General features: G+C 66.6%; 18 protein-coding genes. 13 read left to right on the forward strand and 5 right to left on the reverse strand.

All coding sequences use genetic code 11. From position 1 onward, the window contains the following. Window positions 1–5: 5 nt before the first annotated feature. The 3 genes from ASE61_RS21495 to ureG are packed head-to-tail and all read left to right on the forward strand — an operon-like array spanning window position 6 to window position 1,757. Complete coding sequence (locus ASE61_RS21495; RefSeq protein WP_061970429.1) at window positions 6–473, forward strand: urease accessory protein UreE; 468 nt, start codon at window positions 6–8, stop codon at window positions 471–473. Continuing rightward, window positions 436–1,128, forward strand: a complete 693-nt coding sequence (locus ASE61_RS21500; RefSeq protein ID WP_200959676.1) for an urease accessory protein UreF — start codon at window positions 436–438, stop codon at window positions 1,126–1,128. The genes ASE61_RS21495 and ASE61_RS21500 overlap by 38 nt, the downstream gene beginning before the upstream one ends. Beyond that, on the forward strand, window positions 1,125–1,757 hold the full coding sequence (gene ureG / locus ASE61_RS21505) for an urease accessory protein UreG (RefSeq protein WP_061970432.1): 633 nt from the start codon (window positions 1,125–1,127) through the stop codon (window positions 1,755–1,757). Before ASE61_RS21500 ends, ureG begins: the two co-directional genes overlap by 4 nt. 18 nt (window positions 1,758–1,775) lie before the next feature. Here the strand turns inward: ureG and trhA are convergent, their stop codons facing one another. Continuing rightward, window positions 1,776–2,444, reverse strand: coding sequence for a PAQR family membrane homeostasis protein TrhA (gene trhA / locus ASE61_RS21510; RefSeq protein WP_061970434.1), 669 nt, complete (start codon window positions 2,442–2,444; stop codon window positions 1,776–1,778). A gap of 303 nt (window positions 2,445–2,747) precedes the next feature. On the opposite strand from trhA, the gene ASE61_RS21515 reads away from it, so the two are divergent. The 4 genes from ASE61_RS21515 to lhpH all read left to right on the forward strand — a co-directional run bounded on the left by ASE61_RS21515 (window position 2,748) and on the right by lhpH (window position 7,654). Next, the gene (locus tag ASE61_RS21515) at window positions 2,748–4,247 is read left to right on the forward strand and encodes a M81 family metallopeptidase (RefSeq protein ID WP_061970435.1); all 1,500 of its coding nucleotides are present in this window, start codon (window positions 2,748–2,750) and stop codon (window positions 4,245–4,247) included. A gap of 23 nt (window positions 4,248–4,270) precedes the next feature. Beyond that, entirely contained in the window at window positions 4,271–5,431 is a 1,161-nt protein-coding gene (locus ASE61_RS21520; protein WP_061970437.1) for a M20 aminoacylase family protein, read from the forward strand. An 11-nt stretch (window positions 5,432–5,442) separates the two neighbouring features. Continuing rightward, window positions 5,443–6,579 carry a M20/M25/M40 family metallo-hydrolase gene (locus ASE61_RS21525; RefSeq protein WP_061970439.1) on the forward strand — a complete coding sequence of 379 codons (1,137 nt, stop codon included), beginning with the start codon at window positions 5,443–5,445 and terminating at the stop codon, window positions 6,577–6,579. Window positions 6,580–6,646: 67 nt separating this feature from the next. Continuing rightward, window positions 6,647–7,654 (forward strand): trans-3-hydroxy-L-proline dehydratase, encoded by a 1,008-nt coding sequence (gene lhpH, locus ASE61_RS21530; protein WP_061970441.1) that lies wholly within the window; start codon window positions 6,647–6,649, stop codon window positions 7,652–7,654. 71 nt (window positions 7,655–7,725) lie between these two features. On the opposite strand, the gene ASE61_RS21535 is transcribed toward lhpH, so the two are convergent. Continuing rightward, window positions 7,726–8,616, reverse strand: a complete 891-nt coding sequence (locus ASE61_RS21535; RefSeq protein WP_061970442.1) for a LysR family transcriptional regulator — start codon at window positions 8,614–8,616, stop codon at window positions 7,726–7,728. A gap of 127 nt (window positions 8,617–8,743) precedes the next feature. Between ASE61_RS21535 and ASE61_RS21540 the strand changes: the two genes are divergently transcribed. From ASE61_RS21540 to ASE61_RS21560, 5 genes are all read left to right on the forward strand, one after another. Beyond that, window positions 8,744–9,745, forward strand: coding sequence for a hydroxyacid dehydrogenase (locus tag ASE61_RS21540; RefSeq protein ID WP_061970443.1), 1,002 nt, complete (start codon window positions 8,744–8,746; stop codon window positions 9,743–9,745). A 47-nt stretch (window positions 9,746–9,792) separates the two neighbouring features. Next, window positions 9,793–10,761 (forward strand): Bug family tripartite tricarboxylate transporter substrate binding protein, encoded by a 969-nt coding sequence (locus tag ASE61_RS21545; RefSeq protein WP_061970444.1) that lies wholly within the window; start codon window positions 9,793–9,795, stop codon window positions 10,759–10,761. A 127-nt stretch (window positions 10,762–10,888) separates the two neighbouring features. After that, window positions 10,889–11,344: a tripartite tricarboxylate transporter TctB family protein gene (locus ASE61_RS21550; RefSeq protein ID WP_061970445.1), complete on the forward strand. Its 456-nt coding sequence runs from the start codon at window positions 10,889–10,891 to the stop codon at window positions 11,342–11,344. Window positions 11,345–11,346: 2 nt separating this feature from the next. Beyond that, window positions 11,347–12,864: a tripartite tricarboxylate transporter permease gene (locus tag ASE61_RS21555; RefSeq protein ID WP_061970447.1), complete on the forward strand. Its 1,518-nt coding sequence runs from the start codon at window positions 11,347–11,349 to the stop codon at window positions 12,862–12,864. 87 nt (window positions 12,865–12,951) lie between these two features. Then, window positions 12,952–13,626: an RraA family protein gene (locus ASE61_RS21560; RefSeq protein WP_061970448.1), complete on the forward strand. Its 675-nt coding sequence runs from the start codon at window positions 12,952–12,954 to the stop codon at window positions 13,624–13,626. Between the two features lie 22 nt (window positions 13,627–13,648). Here ASE61_RS21560 and ASE61_RS21565 read toward each other — a convergent pair whose 3' ends face one another. Genes ASE61_RS21565 through ASE61_RS21575 form a run of 3 tightly spaced genes read right to left on the reverse strand, consistent with a single transcriptional unit; the run spans window position 13,649 to window position 17,388 of the window. After that, a complete protein-coding gene (locus tag ASE61_RS21565; protein WP_061970450.1) occupies window positions 13,649–14,869 on the reverse strand; it encodes a c-type cytochrome in 1,221 nt (406 codons plus the stop codon). Beyond that, window positions 14,866–16,629, reverse strand: coding sequence for a GMC family oxidoreductase (locus ASE61_RS21570; RefSeq protein ID WP_061970451.1), 1,764 nt, complete (start codon window positions 16,627–16,629; stop codon window positions 14,866–14,868). Before ASE61_RS21570 ends, ASE61_RS21565 begins: the two co-directional genes overlap by 4 nt. 3 nt (window positions 16,630–16,632) lie before the next feature. Beyond that, window positions 16,633–17,388, reverse strand: a complete 756-nt coding sequence (locus tag ASE61_RS21575; RefSeq protein WP_061970453.1) for a gluconate 2-dehydrogenase subunit 3 family protein — start codon at window positions 17,386–17,388, stop codon at window positions 16,633–16,635. A gap of 321 nt (window positions 17,389–17,709) precedes the next feature. Here ASE61_RS21575 and ASE61_RS21580 point away from each other — a divergent pair, with 321 nt between their 5' ends. Continuing rightward, on the forward strand, window positions 17,710–18,012 hold the full coding sequence (locus tag ASE61_RS21580; RefSeq protein ID WP_139163508.1) for a hypothetical protein: 303 nt from the start codon (window positions 17,710–17,712) through the stop codon (window positions 18,010–18,012). Window positions 18,013–18,027 lie beyond the last annotated feature (15 nt).

Raw genomic sequence — 18,027 nt, forward strand, 5'->3', positions numbered from 1 at the left:
AAGTCATGCTCCGTGCCATCTCCCATAGCCACGGCGGCAGTGGCGAGCCCGCCGGCACGATCCGGCTCGACCATGCCGCGCGCCATCTCCGCCGCAAGCTCGTCACCACGGATCAGGGCGACGAGGTCATGGTCGACCTGCCCGAGCCGGTGCTCTTCGCCGATGGCGATCGGCTGGTGCTGGAGGACGGCCGTAAGATCGCAATCGTCGCGGCAGAGGAGGAACTCTACGAGGTGCTTCCCGGCTCCGCTTGCCCCTTACGGCATCTCGCCTGGCATCTCGGCAACCGCCACCTGCCGGCGCAGATCGACGAAGATCGTATCCTGATCCAGCGGGATCATGTCATCCGCGCCATGCTGGAAGGGCTCGGCGCTTCCGTCCGCGCGGTCGTCGCGCGCTTCCAGCCGGTGCACGGCGCGTATCATGCCCAGGGGCATGATCACGGGCACAGCCATCACCATCACCATGGCTGAGGCTGCCTCGCTCGCCCGCCTGATGACATGGCTCTCCCCGGCCTTTCCGGTTGGGTCTTTCGCTTATAGCCACGGGCTGGAGCGAGCGATTCACGACGGATTGATCCGAGATCGGCAAAGCCTGCGTGAATGGCTGGAGGCGCTGCTGGGGCGGGGTTCCGCCTGGAATGACGCCGTTCTGCTGGCCGAAACCTGGCGCCAGACCAGGGCCGGTGACGATATCGTCGAGGTCGCAGAACTGGCCGAAGCGATGTCCGGTTCGCGCGAGCGCCACATGGAAACCACGCTGCAAGGCGATGCCTTCGTCGATGCGATGGCGGCCTGGAGCGGCGAGCCGCCGGCAGGCGGGGAGGGGCCGATCGCCTATCCGGTGGCCGTCGGCTCAGCCGCAGCGCGCCACGGCATCGCGCTTGCCGATGCGTTGACTGCTTATCTCCACGCCTTCGCCTCGAACCTCGTCCAGGCCTGCGTCCGGTTGATCCCGCTTGGCCAGCGTGACGGCGTCGCGACGCTTGCCGCGCTGGAGCCTGTTATCCTCCGGACGGCACAGCGCGCTGCCGGCTCCACGCTCGACGACCTCGGCGCCTGCACCATCCGCGCCGATATCCTCTCGATGAACCATGAAACGCAGTATTCGAGGGTCTTTCGCTCGTGAATTCCCCCAATGGCCCGCTCCGTGTCGGCATCGGCGGCCCGGTCGGCGTCGGCAAGACCACGCTCACCGAAAAACTCTGCAAGGCGATGCGGGGCCGCTATTCGGTCGCCGTCGTCACCAATGACATCTTCACCAAGGAGGACGAGCTGATCCTCAACCGGCTGCAGGCCCTGCCGGAAGAGCGCATCATCGGCGTCGAGACCGGCGGCTGTCCGCACACCGCGATCCGCGAGGATGCCTCGATCAACCTCGCCGCCATCGCCGAGATGCGCCGGCGCTTCCCCGATCTCGACATCGTCTTCATCGAATCCGGCGGCGATAATCTCGCAGCGACCTTCTCGCCCGATCTCGCCGACATCACGCTCTATGTCATCGATGTCGCCGGCGGCGAGAAGATCCCGCGCAAGGGCGGGCCGGGCATCACCCGCTCGGATCTGCTGATCATCAACAAGATCGATCTAGCGCCCTATGTCGGGGCCAATCTCGACGTGATGCGCTCCGACACCGAAAAGCAGCGGGCTGGCCGGCCCTTCGTCTTCAGCGACCTGAACCGCCTCACGGGGGTGGACGAGATCGTCGCCTTCATCGAGAGGAATGGCGGCCTCGTCGCTGAACGAGGGGGCATTTGAGCGCGGGGCAGCTGCAGCTCATGCCGTTGGTGCGATCGCATAGGCCCGAAACACGGCCCCATAGAAACAGCCGGACGCTACGAGAACGAAGCCGTGCCAGATCGCATTCTGGAACGGCAGGCTTTCCCAGACGTGGAAAATGACACCGATCGAGTAGAGCAGGCCGCCTGCGACGATCAACCATAAGGTGGTCGCGGGCAGGAGGCTGACGCTCTCCCAGATCAGGAGACCGCTCCACCCGATCAGGAGATAAAGCGCGATCGACAGGCGGTCGAACCGACCCGGCAGAGCCACCTTGATGACGACGCCGGCCGCCGCCGCGAGCCACACGACGACGAGGAGGGTCTGGGCGAAAATGCTCCCGCTCAGCTTCATCAGGAACGGGGTGTAGGTGCCGGCGATGAGAACGTAGATCGCCGAATGGTCGAAGCGCCTGATGAACCATTTGCGGGGCGAGATCGGCCACATGTTGTAGGTCGCCGAGACGATCAGGACCGCGAGGAGGGCCGCGCCATAGATCGAAACGGGAATCAGATCGAACAGCGGAGCGCGGTTGGCGACCTGAACGATCAAGGCTGCGACGGCTCCCAGCCCGAGGGCAATGCCGAGGACATGGATCACACCGTCAGCCCAAAGCTCGGCGCGCCTGAAGACGAAGCGTCCTACGACGGGAACGTTCACGGCAATTCCTCACGCGCTGGCAGCTCAAGTTGGTTTGGCACGTAGCGGGAACCTGTGTCATCTCAATGTCGCCGCCTGTGCTGCATCGTCACAGGCCTGCCGGCTCATCGGATGTGTCTCTACGGTTCCCGGAAGCGCGGGTGATGCATTGCAGCCCCTGTTGCGCATGCCTTGCGATGCTCGGAAGGTCTCCCGGGCACCGACCGGCATGATCCAGCCCCGCCATTTCGCCATGGCCGGGCCGGCGCTTTTGCGCCTTGGAGAGGGCAGCTGCCTGTGATTACCTCGGCTGCAGCCAAGGGGGAACGGATGCCGCGCCGCATTGCATTTGGTGGATTTCTCCACGAAACCAACACCTTCGCACCCAGCATGGCCGGGATGGAGGCGTTCCAGCAAGGCGGTGGCTGGCCGCCGCTGGCGCGCGGCGAAGCGATCTTCGCAGCCGTGAAGGACGTCAATCTCAGCGCCGCCGGTTTCGTCGACAGCGCCCGTGGGCGGGATTGGGAGCTTGTGCCGACGCTCTGGTGTGCAGCCAGCCCCTCCGCCCATGTCACGACCGAGGCCTTCGAGACGCTCGCCGGCGAGCTGGTCGAGCGCATTGCCGCAGCGCTGCCGCTGGACGGGGTCTATCTCGACCTCCACGGCGCCATGGTCGCGCAGAATCACGATGACGGTGAGGGCGAATTGCTGCGGCGGGTGCGCGCTGCGATCGGGCCCGAGGTTCCGCTTGTCGTCAGCCTCGACCTGCACGGCAATGTCACGCCGCTGATGATGGCGATGGCCGATGCGCTCGTCGCCTTTCGCACCTACCCGCATGTCGACATGGCGCTGACCGGCAGCCGCTCGGCCGAGGTGCTGGCGCAATTGATCGAGACAGGGGCCCGCCCGGCCAAGGCCTTCCGCCAGGTGCCCTATCTCATCCCCATCGCCTGGCAGGCGACGGCGATGGAGCCCTGCCGCACCATCTATGCCGAGCTCGTCGCGCTCGAAGGCCCGGCCGTGCCCACGCTCTCCTTCCTGCCCGGCTTCCCGGCAGCCGATTTCCCGGATTGCGGCGCGACCGTCCTCGCCTATGGCGCGACGCAGGCCGATGCCGACCGGGCGGCCGATGCGGTCCTTGCCCGCGTGATGGCCAGTGAAGCCGCGTTCAAGGGCCGGGTCTTCTCGCCGGAGGACGGCGTGGCGGAGGCGATGCGTCTGGCCGAGACCGCGACGAAGCCCGTCGTCATCTCCGACACGCAGGACAATCCCGGCGCCGGTGGCGATTCCGACACGATGGGGATGGCCCATGCCCTGGTGCAGGGCGGCGCCAGCCGGGCCGCGATCGGCGTCATCGTCGATCCCGCTGCGGCTGCGGCCGCTCATGCCGCGGGCGAAGGCGCGACGATCTCGCTGTCGCTCGGAGCAAAGTCGGGTATCCCGGGCGACCGCCCGCTCGCGGGGGACTTTCTGGTCGAGACGCTGTCGGACGGCCGCTTCGTCGCGCCCGGCCCGTTCTACGGGGGATCGCGGATGAATCTCGGGCCGAGCGCCTGCCTGCGCGTCGGCGATGTCCGGATCGTCGTCGGCTCGCGCAAGGCGCAGATGGCGGATCAGGCGATGTACCGTCAGGTCGGCATCGAGCCGACCGAGCAGGCCATCCTCGTCAATAAGAGCTCGGTGCATTTCCGCGCCGATTTCGAGCCGATCGCCGCCACGATCCTCGTCTGCGCCGCGCCGGGGCCGATGCCCGTCGACCCTGCCGCCTTGCCATGGCGCCGGTTGCGGCCCGGCCTGCGGACCTCGCCCCTCGGCCAGCCCTTCGCCTGAACAATCCGATATCTGGAGCCGTCATGCCCGCCCTGCCTGAGATACTGTCCTTCACGGACGAACTCGTCGCCATCCGCCGCGACCTCCATGCCCATCCCGAGATCGGCTTCGAGGAGGTCCGGACCTCCGACATCGTGGCGGAAAAGCTCACGAGCTGGGGCATCGAGGTCCATCGCGGCATCGGCAAGACCGGGCTGGTCGGCATCCTCAACGGCACCGGCGGACCGGGGCGGCGCATCGGCCTGCGCGCCGATATGGACGCGCTGCCGATCCAGGAGATCACCAATCTGCCGTGGCGCTCCACCGTCGCCGGCAAGATGCACGCCTGCGGCCATGACGGCCACACCACCATGCTGCTCGGTGCCGCGCGTTATCTCTCCGAGAATCGCGGCTTCAAGGGTACGGCTGTGTTCGTCTTCCAGCCGGCCGAGGAAGGGCTCGGCGGCGCGCGCAGCATGATCGCCGAGAAGCTGTTCGAACGCTTCCCCTGCGACGAGATCTATGGGTTGCACAATTCGCCCGATCTCGAGCCCGGCCAGATCTCGATCTTCCCCGGCCCGGCCATGGCCGGCGCCGATTTCTTCGACATCAGGATCACCGGCCGCGGCAGCCATGGCGCCATGCCGCATATGGGGCGCGACCCGATCGTGGTGGCGATGAGCCTCGCCAACGCGCTGCAGACCATCGTCAGCCGCAACGCCGATCCGCGCGAGGCCGCCGTGCTCTCGATCACGCAGATCCATGCCGGCTCGGCCTATAACGTCATCCCCGAGGAGGCCGTGCTCGCCGGCACGATCCGCACCTTCTCGCCGGAGATCGGCGCGCTCGTGCGCGACCGCATGCGCGAGATCGCAGCCGGCACGGCGGCGAGCTTCGGCGTCACCATCGATGTCGACATCCGCAACATCTTCAACGTGCTGGTCAATCACGAGGCCCAGACCGACGCCGTTGTCGCTGTCGCCGCCGAGATCGTCGGGCCCGAGGGTGTGCTGACCGATGGCAAGCCATTGATGGGCAGCGAGGATTTCGCCGACATGCTGCGCGTCGTGCCTGGCGCCTATGCCTGGGTCGGCCATGCGGGCACCGTGCCGGTGCACAACCCTTCCTATGTGCTCGACGACGGCATCCTGCCGGTCGGCGCCAGCCTGCTGGCCCGGCTCGTCGAAACGCGCGCAGCCGCCTGAGGATCGACCCGATGGATCTCGCCGCGCTGCCGCTCGATACCGAGGCCCTGCTCGCGGGCCTGCGCCCGTGGATCGAGTGCGAGAGCCCGACCTTCGACACCGCGGCCGTCAACCGGATGATGGACCTCGCCGCCGCCGACACCGCGGCGGCTGGCGCCAGTATCACCCGCATTCCCGGTCCGAAGGGGCTGGGTGACTGCGTGCGCGCCACCTTCCCGCATCCGCGTCAGGGCGAGCCGGGCATCCTCGTGATGTCGCATCTCGACACGGTGCATCCGGTCGGGACGCTGGCGAAGCTGCCTTTCCGCCGCGAGGGCTCGCGCTGCTACGGGCCGGGCATCCTCGACATGAAGGGCGGCGCCTATGCCGGCCTGCAGGCGATTGTTGCCTTGGCCAGGGCCGGCGTCGCGACGCCGCTGCCGATCACGGTGCTCTATACCTCGGACGAGGAGATCGGCAGCCCCGGTACGCGGGAACTGATCATGGAGGAGGCACGCCGCCACCGCTACGTGCTGGTGCCGGAGCCGGGCCAGCCGGGCGACGGCGTCGTCACCGGGCGCTATGCCATCGCCCGCTTCAATCTCGCGGCTGAAGGCCGGCCGAGTCATGCGGGTTCGCGGCTGAAGGACGGGCGTTCCGCCATCAGCCTGATGGCGCGGCAGCTGCTCGCCATCGAAGAGATGACCGGCGAGGACTGCACCTTCTCGGTCGGCGTGATCCAGGGCGGTCAGTGGGTCAACTGCGTGCCGACATCCTGCCGGGCCGAGGCGCTCAGCATGGCGAAGCGCCAGCAGGATCTCGACCGCGGCGTCGAGCGCATGCTCGCCTTGTCGCAGCGCGAGGCCGACGGCACCGGCTTCACGGTCGAGCGCGGCGTCACCCGTCCGGTCTGGGAGCCCGACGAGGGCACGATGGCGCTCTACCGGCAGGCGCGGGGCATTGCTGCGGAACTGGGCTGGGATCTCGGCCATGCCTCGGCCGGCGGCGGCTCCGACGCCAATTTCACCGGCGCGGCCGGAATTCCTTCGCTCGATGGGCTTGGCCTGCTCGGTGCCGGCTATCACACGCTGGAAGAGCATATCGAGGTGGACAGTCTGGCGCGGCGCACCCGCCTGATCGCCGGGCTGCTGGCGCGCCTGTCGGATTGAGGCGCGGGGCCGCAGCTGTGGCCCGGCCGGACACAGCATCACGATGAGCACAGCTTGAAGGGGAACGATGCAAGCCGACCGCGTCATCCAGACCATCGAGACCCATACGGGCGGCGAGCCGTTCCGGATCGTGACGAGCGGGCTGCCGCGGCTTCCCGGCAAGACGATCGTACAGCGGCGCGACTGGGTCAAAAGCAACATCGACGATATCAGGCAGGCGCTGATCTTCGAGCCGCGCGGCCATGCCGACATGTATGCCGGCTACCTGACCGAGCCGGTCACGCCCGAAGCCGATTTCGGCGTCATCTTCGTGCATAACGAAGGTTACAGCGACCATTGCGGCCACGGCGTCATCGCGCTCGCGACCGCCGCCGTCGAACTCGGCTGGGTCCAGCGCACCGAGCCGGAAACGCGGGTGGGGATCGACGCGCCCTGCGGCTTCATCGAAGCCTTCGTCGCCTGGGACGGCAGGCGCGCCGCCAGCGTGCGCTTCGTGAACGTGCCGTCCTATCTGGTGCATCGCGATGTCAGCGTGGAGACGCCGACCTACGGCAGGGTCACCGGCGACATCGCCTTCGGAGGAGCCTTCTATTTCTACACCGATGGCCGCCCCTTCGGCCTGGCGATCCGTCGGGAGAAGGCTGAGGCCCTGATCCGCTTCGGCGCCGAGGTGAAGGCAGCCGCCAACGCCGCCTTCCCGGTCGTGCATCCGGAAATCCCCGAGCTGAACCATATCTACGGCACGATCATCGATGGCGATCCGCTCGACCCCAAGGCGACGCAGGCGAATTGCTGCATCTTCGCGGACCGGCAGCTGGACCGCTCTCCGACCGGTTCCGGCACGGCCGGGCGGGCCGCGCTGCTCCATGCCAAGGGGTTGCTCAAGCCCGGCCACCTTCTGGTCAACGAATCCATCGTCGGCTCGATCATGACGGGGCGGGTCCTGCGGGAGATCAGGTTGGGAGAGATCGACGCCGTCATCCCGGAAGTCTCCGGCAGTGCGCATCTCTGCGGTCAGGCGAGCTGGATCATCGATCGCGACGATCCGCTGCGGCACGGCTTCCTGCTGCGGTAGCGGGCTCGCTGGAGCATTTTCGAGCGAAGTGGACGCCGGTTCGCGTGAAGAAAATGCGATAAAATAAAACGCTAGAGCGGCCCGAGATCGCGAACGATCAGGTTGTAGAGCGCCTGAGCGGCGGGAGTCAGCGTTTCGCCGCGCCGGCGGATCAGCGAGACCGGGCGGTCGACGATCGGGTCGACCAGCGGAATCTGGGCGAGGTCAGGGCGCAGGTTCTCGACGAGGGAAGCGACCAGAATGGCGATCCCCAGTCCTTCCGAGGCCAGCCCGATCGCGCTGGAGAAATACTCGACCACGAACTTGGTCTTCACCTCGATCCCTGAGCGCGAGAGCTGCGCTTCCATCAGCAGCCGGTTGCCGCTGCTGCCGCCCAGCGTGATCAGATCCTGGCCGGCGAGGTCGGCCCAGGCGATGGTTTCGCGTCCGGCCAGCGGATGATCGTTACGGCAATAGACGACGAAGGGATCGCGGACCAGGATCTCGTTGTGCAGGTCCTGCTGGTTCGGCGGCTGGACATGCAGGCCGAACTCGGCCTGGCGCCGCCGTACCGCCTCGATGACGAGCGTGCTGGTCCGGTCGAGGATCTCGACGCGGTTGTTCGGGTGCCGCGTGGCATAGCTTCTCAGGATGCGCGGCAGGCGCCCGTACATCAGCGACGGCACCGAGGCGATCGTGATGTCGCCGGTCGAGAAGCGCGACATCGTCTTCAGCCGCTCGAACGAGCGGTCGACGGCGTCGAGCATACGCTGGGCTTCCGGCAGGAATTCGCGGCCGATGCTGGTCAGCGCGACGGTCCGTGTCGTGCGGTCGATCAGCTTGAGCCCGACATGGGCCTCGAGCCGCTGGATGCGTCGCGTCAGGCCGGTTTGCGTGACGTGCAGCTTCTCGGCCGCCTTGTTGAAGCTGCCGAGCTCGGCGATCTGGATGAAGGCCTCGATGCCGTCGATTGGATGTTTCATGACAAAAGATCATTGATATATGTCATTATTTCAGCATACGAGCATAGCCACCTTGGTCAATAGTGTTCCCGAAAGGCGCCCAACCGCTGCGAAGCGGGATGCGAGGCAGCCGTGAGGAAACGCAGAGATGACCGATACCAGTGCCCGCACCCGCGGCAGGCGCGTGCTCGTCACGCATGACCGTTTGGCTGAGAACGCCATCGAGCTTCTCAACGCGCATGACGTCGACGTCTTCTTCTCGCCGGCCTATGCGCCGAGCGAACAGGTGGCCCAGCGTGCAGCCGAATTGCAGGTCGATGCGCTGATCGTCCGCCAGGGCCGTGTCGACGAGGCGATCATTGCAGCCTCGCCACGCTTGCGCGTCATCGCCAAGCACGGCGTCGGCGTCGATAATATCGACCTGCAGGCGGCCGCTTCGCGCGATATCCCGGTCATCCGCGCCATGGGCTCGAATTCGCGCGCTGTCGCCGAGCACACCATCGCCCTGGCCCTGACCCTGCTGAAGGACATCCCGCGCCTCGACACGGCCGTGAAGGCCGGAACCTGGCCGAAGCCGAGCTTCATCGGCCGCGATATCATCGACACCGTGATCGGGCTCGTCGGCTTCGGCTCGATCGGCCAGCATGTCGCCCGGATGGCGCAGGGCCTCGGCATGACCGTCCTGCTGCACGACCCCCATGCCCGCGTGGCGATTGCGCAGTTCGGGGCGGATTGCGAACGCGATCTCGACAGCCTCATTGCGGAAGCCGACATCGTCAGCCTGCATTGCCCGCTGACCAACGCCACGCGCGATCTGCTGGACGCGCGCCGCTTCGGCCTGATGAAGCCGACCTCGCTGGTGGTCAACACGGCCCGCGGCGCCCTCATCAATGAGGCGGCGCTTGTCGCCGCGCTGCTGGAAGGCCGGATCGCCGGGGCGGGTCTCGACAGTTTCGCGGTCGAGCCGCCGGCCGCGGACAGCCCGCTCTGGGCGCTGCCCAACCTGATCGCAACCCCGCATATCGCCGGCGTGACCGCGGGATCGGCCAAGACGATGGCCGAGATCGCCGCCCGGCACGTCATCGCCGTGCTCGATGGAGAAGAGCCGGATGCGGCCAGCCTCGCGAGGTTGACCGAACTCGCTGCCTGAAGATCCGGACCAGATACCGGACGACCATAACAAACGGGAGGAAGACCATGAAGATTGTCTACAAGGCGCTCGCCGCGCTCGCTCTGTCGGCGCTCGCGACGACGGCATCGGCACAGCAATATCCGGAGAAGCCGATCCGCCTCGTCATTCCGTTTCCGCCGGGCGGCGGCACCGACGTCGTCGCGCGCGTCATCGCCCAGAAGCTCGGCGAAAGCACGGGCTGGACTATGGTGGCCGAGAACAAGCCGGGCAGCGGTGGCAGCGTCGGCCTGAGCCTCGCCGGCAAGGCTGCGCCGGACGGCTACACCATCGTCCTCGCGCAGAACGCCAATCTCGTGATCAACCCGATCCTCGGCAAGGCCAATTACGATCCGATCAAGGATTTCGCGCCGATCGGCCTCGTCGCCTCGGCGCCGCAGGTGCTGGTCGTCGCCAAGGATTCGCCGTTGAAGACGGTCGAGGACCTGATCGCCGCCGCCAAGGCCAAGGACGGGAAGCTGACCTTTGCCTCACCCGGCGTCGGAACCAGCTCGCATCTCGCTGGCGAGCTCATCCAGCAGATCGCGGGGGTGAAATTCCGTCACGTCCCCTACAAGGGCGCCGCCCAGGCCCTGCCGGACCTGCTCGGCGGGCGCGTCGAGATCTACATCTCCTCGGTCCCCTCGGCGATGGTGCAGATCAAGGAAGGCGTGCTGCGCCCGATCGCGGTCTTCGCGACCAAGCGCGATGCCGACCTGCCGGATGTCCCGACCTTCGAGGAGAAGGGCCTGAAGAATTCCGAGGCCGTGACCTGGTGGGGTCTGGCGGCGCCGACGGGCGTCCCTGCGCCGATCGTCGCGCGCATCAATACCGAGCTCAACAAGGTGCTGCAGCAGCCCGATACCAAGGCCAAGCTGCGCTCGGCCGGCGCCGAGGCGCTCGGCGGCAGCAGCGAGGAGTTCGGCGCGCTGATCAAGTCCGATGTGCCGAAATGGACCGAGGTCATCAAGGCGGCCGGCGTGAAGGTCGCCGACTGAGCCGATACGCAGGCCGGGGCCGCCACCACAAGGCGGCGGTTTCCCGGCACGTCGTACCATCCATCCCAGAAAGTCTGTGTCCCGGCGGCGCCAAGCCGTGCCGCCCGGCATCCTGCGGATATCGGCCATGAGAACCAGCATCTTCAAGAACCAGGACGCCCTCGCCGGCCTGCTGTTCATGGGACTAGGCGCGCTCGGCTTCGCGATTGCGCTCGGCTACACGTTCGGGACCACGATCGACATGGGGCCGGGCTATTTCCCGCGCGTCCTCAGCCTCGTCCTGATCGGCTTCGGCATTGTCATCTTCGTCAGGGGGCTGCGTCATTGCATGCCCGTCGAGGGCGGATGGGGCTGGCTGCCGCTTGCCCTGTTGAGCGCCTCGCTCCTGCTCTTCGGTTTCCTGCTCGAGCGGGCCGGTCTGGTGCCGGCGCTCGCCGCGCTGTTCTTCGTCTCGGCCCGTGCCGGCCATGAATTCAAGACGCGGGAGGTGCTCGTCCTGACGGCGGTGATGTCGGTCTTCGCCACCGTCGTCTTCGTCTGGGGGCTGAAGCTGCCCTACGCCCTCTTCGCGTGGAATTTCTGATCATGGAGATCATCGATCACTTCGTGCTCGGCTTCGGCGTCGCCCTGTCGCTGCAGAACCTGGCTTATTGCTTCCTCGGCGTGCTGCTGGGCACCCTGATCGGCGTGCTGCCGGGCGTGGGCCCGCTGGTGACGATCTCGATGCTGCTGCCGATCACCTTCGGCCTGCCGCCGGTCTCGGCCGTCATCATGCTCTCGGGCATCTATTACGGTGCGCAATATGGCGGCTCGACCACGGCGATCCTGGTCAACCTGCCGGGCGAGACCTCGTCGGCCGTGACCTGCCTCGACGGCTACCAGATGGCGCGCCGCGGCCGGGCCGGTGCGGCGCTTGCGATCGCAGCGCTCTCCTCCTTCGTCGCCGGCTGCATCGGCACGCTGTTGATCGTCGCCCTCGGCGTGCCGCTGGCGAGCTGGGCGCTGCGCTTCGGCGCCGAGGACTATTTCGCCCTGATGGTGCTCGGCCTCGTCGCGGCTTCCGTGCTGAGCCATGGCGACATGGTCAAGGCGCTCGCCATGGTCGTGGTCGGGCTGCTGATCGGCCTTGTCGGCACCGACGTGAATTCCGGCGTCGAGCGCTACACCTTCGGCCTGCCTGAGCTCGCCGACGGCATCGGCTTCACCGTGCTCGCCGTCGGCATCTTCGCGATCTCCGAGGTCGTCATCAACCTGGAGCAGAAGGAGGCACGCGAGGTCTTCACCAGGAATGTCGGCGGCCTGATGCCGCGCTGGGAGGATCTGAAGGCCTCGTTCCTGCCGACCTTGCGCGGCACCGCCATCGGCTCCTTCTTCGGCATCCTGCCCGGCACCGGCCCGTCGATCTCGTCCTTCTCCGCCTATATGCTCGAGAAGAAGCTCGCCAAGGACCCGTCCCGTTTCGGCCAGGGCGCGATCGAGGGCGTCGCTGCGCCGGAAGCCGCCAACAACGCGGCCGCGCAGACCGCCTTTATCCCGACGCTGACCCTCGGCATTCCCGGCAGCGCGACCATGGCGCTGATCCTCGGCGCGCTGATCATGAACGGCGTCCAGCCCGGTCCCACGGTGATGGCGCGCAATCCCGAACTGTTCTGGGGCGTCATCGCCAGCATGTTCATCGGCAACGCGCTCCTCGTCGCGCTGAACCTGCCCTTGGTCGGCCTCTGGGTCCGCCTGCTCAGCATTCCCTATCGCTGGCTGTTTCCGGCGATCGTGATGTTCTGCGCGCTTGGCAATTACAGCCTCAACAACAGCGCGATCGACGTCTATCTCTGCGCGGCGATCGGCGTGCTCGGCTATGTGCTGGCGAAGCTGAAATGCCCGCCCGCGCCGCTGGTGCTGGGCTATGTGCTCGGCCCGATGATGGAAGAGAACATCCGCCGGGCGCTGCTGCTCTCGGAAGGCGATCTCTCGGTCTTCGTGAAGAGCCCGATCAGCCTGACCTTCCTATCGCTCTCGCTGCTGCTGCTCGTCAGCATGGCCCTGCCCGCCATCCGCCGCGGCAAGGCGCGCGTCGATCAGGAAGAGGAGGCCAGCGCGACCTGAGCGCGCCGGCGCAACCGCCCGTTTCGCAGCACCTCATTCTCCCAGCCGCTGCGCTGCCCAGTTCGGCGCGACAACCAAGGACGTCCCATGATCGGATTTCGCATCCTCAAGCGCCGCCGCCAGGTCGAGGCCGAACTCGTCGCGCGCTTCCGTACGGTCCCGGTCGCCAATGTCAGCGATTCGATGTCGCGGATGACGGCCGGCGGCGCCTCGCTGCGCCCGCTCCATCGCGGTGGCGTGATGGCCGGACCGGCGCTTACCGTGAAGACGCGGCCGGGCGACAACCTGATGATCCACAAGGCGCTCGACCTCGCCACTCCCGGCGACGTCGTCGTCGTCGATGGCGGTGGCGATCTCACCAATGCGCTGATCGGCGAATTGATGATCGCTCATGCCCGCAAGCGCGGTATCGCCGGGATCGTGCTTCACGGCGCGGTGCGCGACTCTGCCTGGATCCGTGAGAACGAGCTGCCGATCTATGCCGCCGGCATCAGCCATCGCGGCCCCTACAAGGACGGCCCCGGTGAGATCAACGTGCCGATCGCGATCGAGGGCATGGTGATCGAGCCGGGCGATCTCGTCATCGGCGACGATGACGGCATCCTCTGCGTGCCCTTCGACCAGGCGGAGACGATCTATGCCGCCGCCCACAAGAAGCACGCGATGGAAGAAAAGAAGATGCAGGCGATCGAGCAGGGCAAGGACGATCGCAGCTGGATCGACGCCACGCTGGCGCGGCTGGGCTGCGCGATCGAGGCCTGATCGCTGCGGAGGTCGGCGAACCCTATCGCTTCAGCGCCGCCCGCAGATCCTTGACCTGTCCCGATGTCACCGGCGGCGCGGCGTTGCCCCAGCTGTTGCGGACATAGGTCAGCACGTTCGCGACATCGGCATCGCCGAGATTCCAGCCGAAGGACGGCATGGCAGGCGTCGTCGGCCGGGCCGTGGTGGCGACGGCCTGGCTGCCCTGCAGCACGACGCGGATGAGCGAGGTCGGGTCGGTGCTGTTGATCACCGGAGCCTTGGCGAGGGTCGCGAAGAGCGAGGCCTGGCCCGCGCCGGTCGAGTTGTGGCAGGCCGAGCAGCGGTCGAGATAGATCGCCTTGCCGGCGGCCATCGCCGGATCGGTTGCCGCAAGCGGTTGCGGGGCGGGCGTGCCGTCGCCCTTGATGTCCTTGAGATAGGCCGCGACCGCCTGGAGATCGGCATCGGCCCATTTGCTGGTCGACTGGGTGATTGCTTCCGCCATCGGCCCCGAGGCGATGTCGAAGCGGTTCGCGCCGGTCTTCAGATAGGAGACGATGTCGTCAGTCGACCAGCTGCCGAGGCCCTTGTGCGGATCGCTGGTCAGGTTGGGGGCGTACCAACTCTGAAGACTGCCGCCCCGCAGGAATTCGCCCGATTTGTCGGCGCCTGTCAGGCTCTTAGGCGTATGGCAGGTGCCGCAATGGCCGGCGCCGTTGACGAGATAGGCGCCGCGGTTCCAGGCTGCCGACTTCGCGGGATCAGGCTGGAACTCCTTCGGCGAGAAGTTGAGCCAGTTCCAGCCGATCATCGAAGCGCGGATGCTGAACGGGAAGGGGAGCTGGTTCGAGACGACGTGGTTGGTCACCGGCTCGACCTTCTGGAAATAGGCCCAGAGATCGGCGATGTCGGTGTCCTTCATCGTTGCGTAGGCGGGATAGGGCATCGCCGGATAAAGCCGCTTGCCGCCCTTGCCGATACCGGTCTTCAGCGCATTACGGAAATCGGCATAGCTCCAGCTGCCGATACCGGTCTCGGGATCGGGCGTGATGTTCGGAGGTACCAGTGCGCCGAAGGGGGTTTGCAGCGGCAGGCCGCCGGCGAAGGGCTTGCCGCCCGGTCTGGTGTGGCAGGCGGAGCAATCGGCCAGGACAGCCTGATAGCGGCCGGCCTCGATGCGGTCGAACAGGTCGGAGGCGAAGCCCTTCGCCCCGAAGACGGTGGCGGCCGCGAGGCCGGCGATGAGCGCTGCCTTCTTCATGCTTCCACCAGCTTGCCGGGGTTCTTCAGGTAATGATTGCGGATCGCATCCGCGGCCCAGTAGGCGAGCGCGCCGACCGGGCCTGTCGGGTTCTTGCCGGCATTCTGCGGGAAGGCGGAGGCGCCGATGACGAAGACGTTCGGCACGTCCCAGGCCTGCAGGTGGCGGTTGACGGCGCTGGTCTTCGGGTCCGTGCCCATGATCGCACCACCAGTATTGTGGGTGCTCTGGTAGGGGACGGAGTTCCAGCCCTTGCGCTGCTTGCCGACCACTGCCTGCTTGCCGCCGAGCGCGTCGGCGATCTCCTTCATGCGGTCGCTGACCCAGTTCGACATGCGGATGTCGTTGTCCGGGAAATCGAAGGTCACACGCAGCAGCGGCCGGCCGAAGCGGTCCTTATAGGTCGGGTCGAGGTCGATATAGTTGCCGCGTGTCGCGTAGGAGGAGCCCTGCGACGAGAAGATCAGCGTGTTGTTGTAGTACTGCTTCGTCGCCTTCTTCCAAGCTGCGCCCCAGCGCGGCGTGCCGGGCGGCACCGGCCGGTACTGGATCGGACGGCCATTGGTCGGGATGCAGTTGATGCCGGCGCCGCCGACGAAGTCCAGCGGGCCATGGTCGAAGGCATCGCCATTATAATCGTCCAGCGACTGGCCAAGCGCACCGGCCGCGATGAACGGGTTCATGTGCTTGCCTTCGAAAAAGACCTGCGTGCTGGCATTGGTCTGGTAGCAGTAGTTGCGCCCGACCGTGCCTTCGCCGCTCGCGGGGTCATAGGGCTTTCCGATGCCGGAGAGCAGCATCAGCCGGACATTGAACAGGCCGTAGGCGTTGAGCAGGACGAGATCGGCCGGCTGCTCGAATGTCTCGCCGTTGACGTCGATATAGGTGACGCCGGTCGCGGTCTTGCCATCGGCCGAGAGGTTGATCTTCAGCACCTCGCATTCGGTGCGCGCCTCGAAATTCGATTTGCGCATCAGCACCGGCAGCACGGTCGTATGGGCGCTCGACTTCGAATAATTGGCGCAGCCGAAGCGCTCGCAGAAGCCGCAAGCCGTGCACTGGCCCATCGCGATCCCCAGCGGGTTGACATAGGCGCCGGAGAGATTGGCCGAGGGCGTCGGGAAGGGGTGCAGTCCCTTGGAGCGCGCTGCTTCCGCGAACAGGGTCGGCGCATAGGTCATCTGCATCGGTGGCAGCGGATAGTCGCGCTTGCGCGGTCCCTCGAACGGGTTGCCGCCCTGCTGGATCGCGCCGTTGAGGTTCCCGGCCTTGCCGGAGATGCCGCAGAGGTATTCGAAGCGGTCGAAGGCGCTCTCCATCTCGTCATAGGAGACGCCCCAGTCCTGGATCTGGAGCTCGGAAAGCCGGTCCGCCCCGTAGCGCTCGGTCAGATGGGTCTTCAGCGCGAAATCGCTCGGGAAGAAGCGCCAGGTATGGCCGTTCCAGTGCGTGCCCGCACCGCCGACCCCGGTTCCAGGCAGGAAGGAACCGTAGTCGCGCATCGGCAAGGCCGTCTGCGAGACGTCATTGCGCATCGTCATGGCTTCCTGCGCCGGCTGCAGGAACAGGTCCTTGCGCACGGCGTAGCGCAGTTCGTCGGGGGCATAGGCGACGTTGAAATCGGTCGCCGTGTCGCGCCAGGGGCCGCGCTCGATCGCGACGACGTCGAGGCCGGCATCGGTCAGTTCATGGGCCAGGATCGAGCCGGTCCAGCCGAGCCCGACGATGACGACATCCTTGCGGGGGAGTTTCCGGGCCATGTCTCAGTTCCCGCCTGCCTTGTCGCCGGTCTTCCATTCCGGCCGCCCTGCGATCGACAGGGGCGGCAGGGGGAAGGGGTTGTTATGGGCCGTGATGTAGTCGCGGTAATCGTAGCGGGCGCCCGGGAAGCCGATGAATTTCCAGCCGGCCATGTCCTTGTTGCCGCCATAGATCGGGTCGGCGAAGAAGCCTTCCATCGTGTTCTGCAGCACGAGGTTGAAGAAGCCGGCGGCCGGCTTGTAGTCGACCTTGCCGGCCTCGAAATCCTTCAGGGCCTGATCCTGCTCGGCGGCGGCGAGGTCGAAGAAGCTCTTGCCGGAGAACTGCGCCTGTGCGTGCTTGTTCAGCGCCGCGAGGCCGTCCCGGTAGCGCGCGACCGGCGTCTCGGCGCCCTGATAGCCTTGCGTCGGCAAACCGGCGGCGAAGGGGCCTTGCATATAGAGCCGGTCCGATGAGCCGTAGCTGCCGGCGAGCTGGCGGTCGATGAAGCTGGCGCAGCCAGCATCCTTGCCGCCGATGCTGAGTTCGTCGGCCGGGATCAGGCGGTCAACGATCGCCTCGACGGTGCGGGCTTCATCCGGCGTCAGCACATACCAGCGCCCGCCGGGCAAAGGCTCCGGCGGCAGGGCTGCAAAGGGCTTCCAGGGGAGGGTGCCGGAATGCTCGGCGGCGCGGGCGCCGGGAACCGATGCGATCAGGAAGAGCAGGCCGGTGGAGGAGAGGAAGCGGCGGCGACTGAAAGACGAGGTGGGCGGCATCGGGCAGCCTTTTCGATCGGCGTGAGCCAGGAGGTGCCGGCTCCGCTATCGGCAAGCTCTGCCTCGGATCGGGCGGGATCAATCGGAAACCCCGCGCAGCCGCCATGCTCTACGAACATGGAACAATTCCAATGTGGTTCTCCGCAGTGGACGAGGAACCGGCAAGCCCTGAGGGGATGCGAGTGCTTGCCCCCTCAGCCGAGAGACGTTCTGCATTGACTTCCAGGCGCTGTTCGCGCCTAATTTCCGAGAGCCGACTACCCCCGATTGGGCGGTTAGCACTCTCAGTTTCCGCGCCGCGCGCGGACGATCGGCTTCAACGTGAAACCGACAGTCGAGGCGTACACGGTTGCGATGCCGTGGTACGAGCGGGAGGATTTCTCCCGGCTCTGGGAACTCGCTCACGACCGCGATCAGATGCCTTCGGACTATGAGACCTGGCATCAAAATGCGGTGGCGGTGATGAATGCCTGGCTCGCACGAGGGCGAGCGCTGGAAATCGTCACGATCAAGCCGGCTGAATTTCTTGCCTGGCTCCAGGAAAGCGGCCTACCGAACACTGCCGAAACGCGCCGGAAGTATGTGGAGCTTCGCGCGGGCACTCACTGCCACGACGTCGCGTAGGACAGGCGAGCCGTT

Source organism: Allobosea sp. Root670, assembly GCF_001429415.1.
GTDB lineage: Bacteria > Pseudomonadota > Alphaproteobacteria > Rhizobiales > Beijerinckiaceae > Allobosea > Allobosea robiniae.

Coding starts and splice junctions, on each gene's coding strand:
- ASE61_RS21495 (WP_061970429.1), top strand. CDS start 6: ATGCTCCGTGCCATCTCCCATAGCCACGGCGGCAGTGGCGAGCCCGCC.
- ASE61_RS21500 (WP_200959676.1), top strand. CDS start 436: ATGATCACGGGCACAGCCATCACCATCACCATGGCTGAGGCTGCCTCG.
- ASE61_RS21515 (WP_061970435.1), top strand. CDS start 2,748: ATGCCGCGCCGCATTGCATTTGGTGGATTTCTCCACGAAACCAACACC.
- ASE61_RS21520 (WP_061970437.1), top strand. CDS start 4,271: ATGCCCGCCCTGCCTGAGATACTGTCCTTCACGGACGAACTCGTCGCC.
- ASE61_RS21525 (WP_061970439.1), top strand. CDS start 5,443: ATGGATCTCGCCGCGCTGCCGCTCGATACCGAGGCCCTGCTCGCGGGC.
- lhpH (WP_061970441.1), top strand. CDS start 6,647: ATGCAAGCCGACCGCGTCATCCAGACCATCGAGACCCATACGGGCGGC.
- ASE61_RS21535 (WP_061970442.1), bottom strand. CDS start 8,616: ATGAAACATCCAATCGACGGCATCGAGGCCTTCATCCAGATCGCCGAG.
- ASE61_RS21540 (WP_061970443.1), top strand. CDS start 8,744: ATGACCGATACCAGTGCCCGCACCCGCGGCAGGCGCGTGCTCGTCACG.
- ASE61_RS21545 (WP_061970444.1), top strand. CDS start 9,793: ATGAAGATTGTCTACAAGGCGCTCGCCGCGCTCGCTCTGTCGGCGCTC.
- ASE61_RS21550 (WP_061970445.1), top strand. CDS start 10,889: ATGAGAACCAGCATCTTCAAGAACCAGGACGCCCTCGCCGGCCTGCTG.
- ASE61_RS21555 (WP_061970447.1), top strand. CDS start 11,347: ATGGAGATCATCGATCACTTCGTGCTCGGCTTCGGCGTCGCCCTGTCG.
- ASE61_RS21560 (WP_061970448.1), top strand. CDS start 12,952: ATGATCGGATTTCGCATCCTCAAGCGCCGCCGCCAGGTCGAGGCCGAA.
- ASE61_RS21565 (WP_061970450.1), bottom strand. CDS start 14,869: ATGAAGAAGGCAGCGCTCATCGCCGGCCTCGCGGCCGCCACCGTCTTC.
- ASE61_RS21570 (WP_061970451.1), bottom strand. CDS start 16,629: ATGGCCCGGAAACTCCCCCGCAAGGATGTCGTCATCGTCGGGCTCGGC.
- ASE61_RS21575 (WP_061970453.1), bottom strand. CDS start 17,388: ATGCCGCCCACCTCGTCTTTCAGTCGCCGCCGCTTCCTCTCCTCCACC.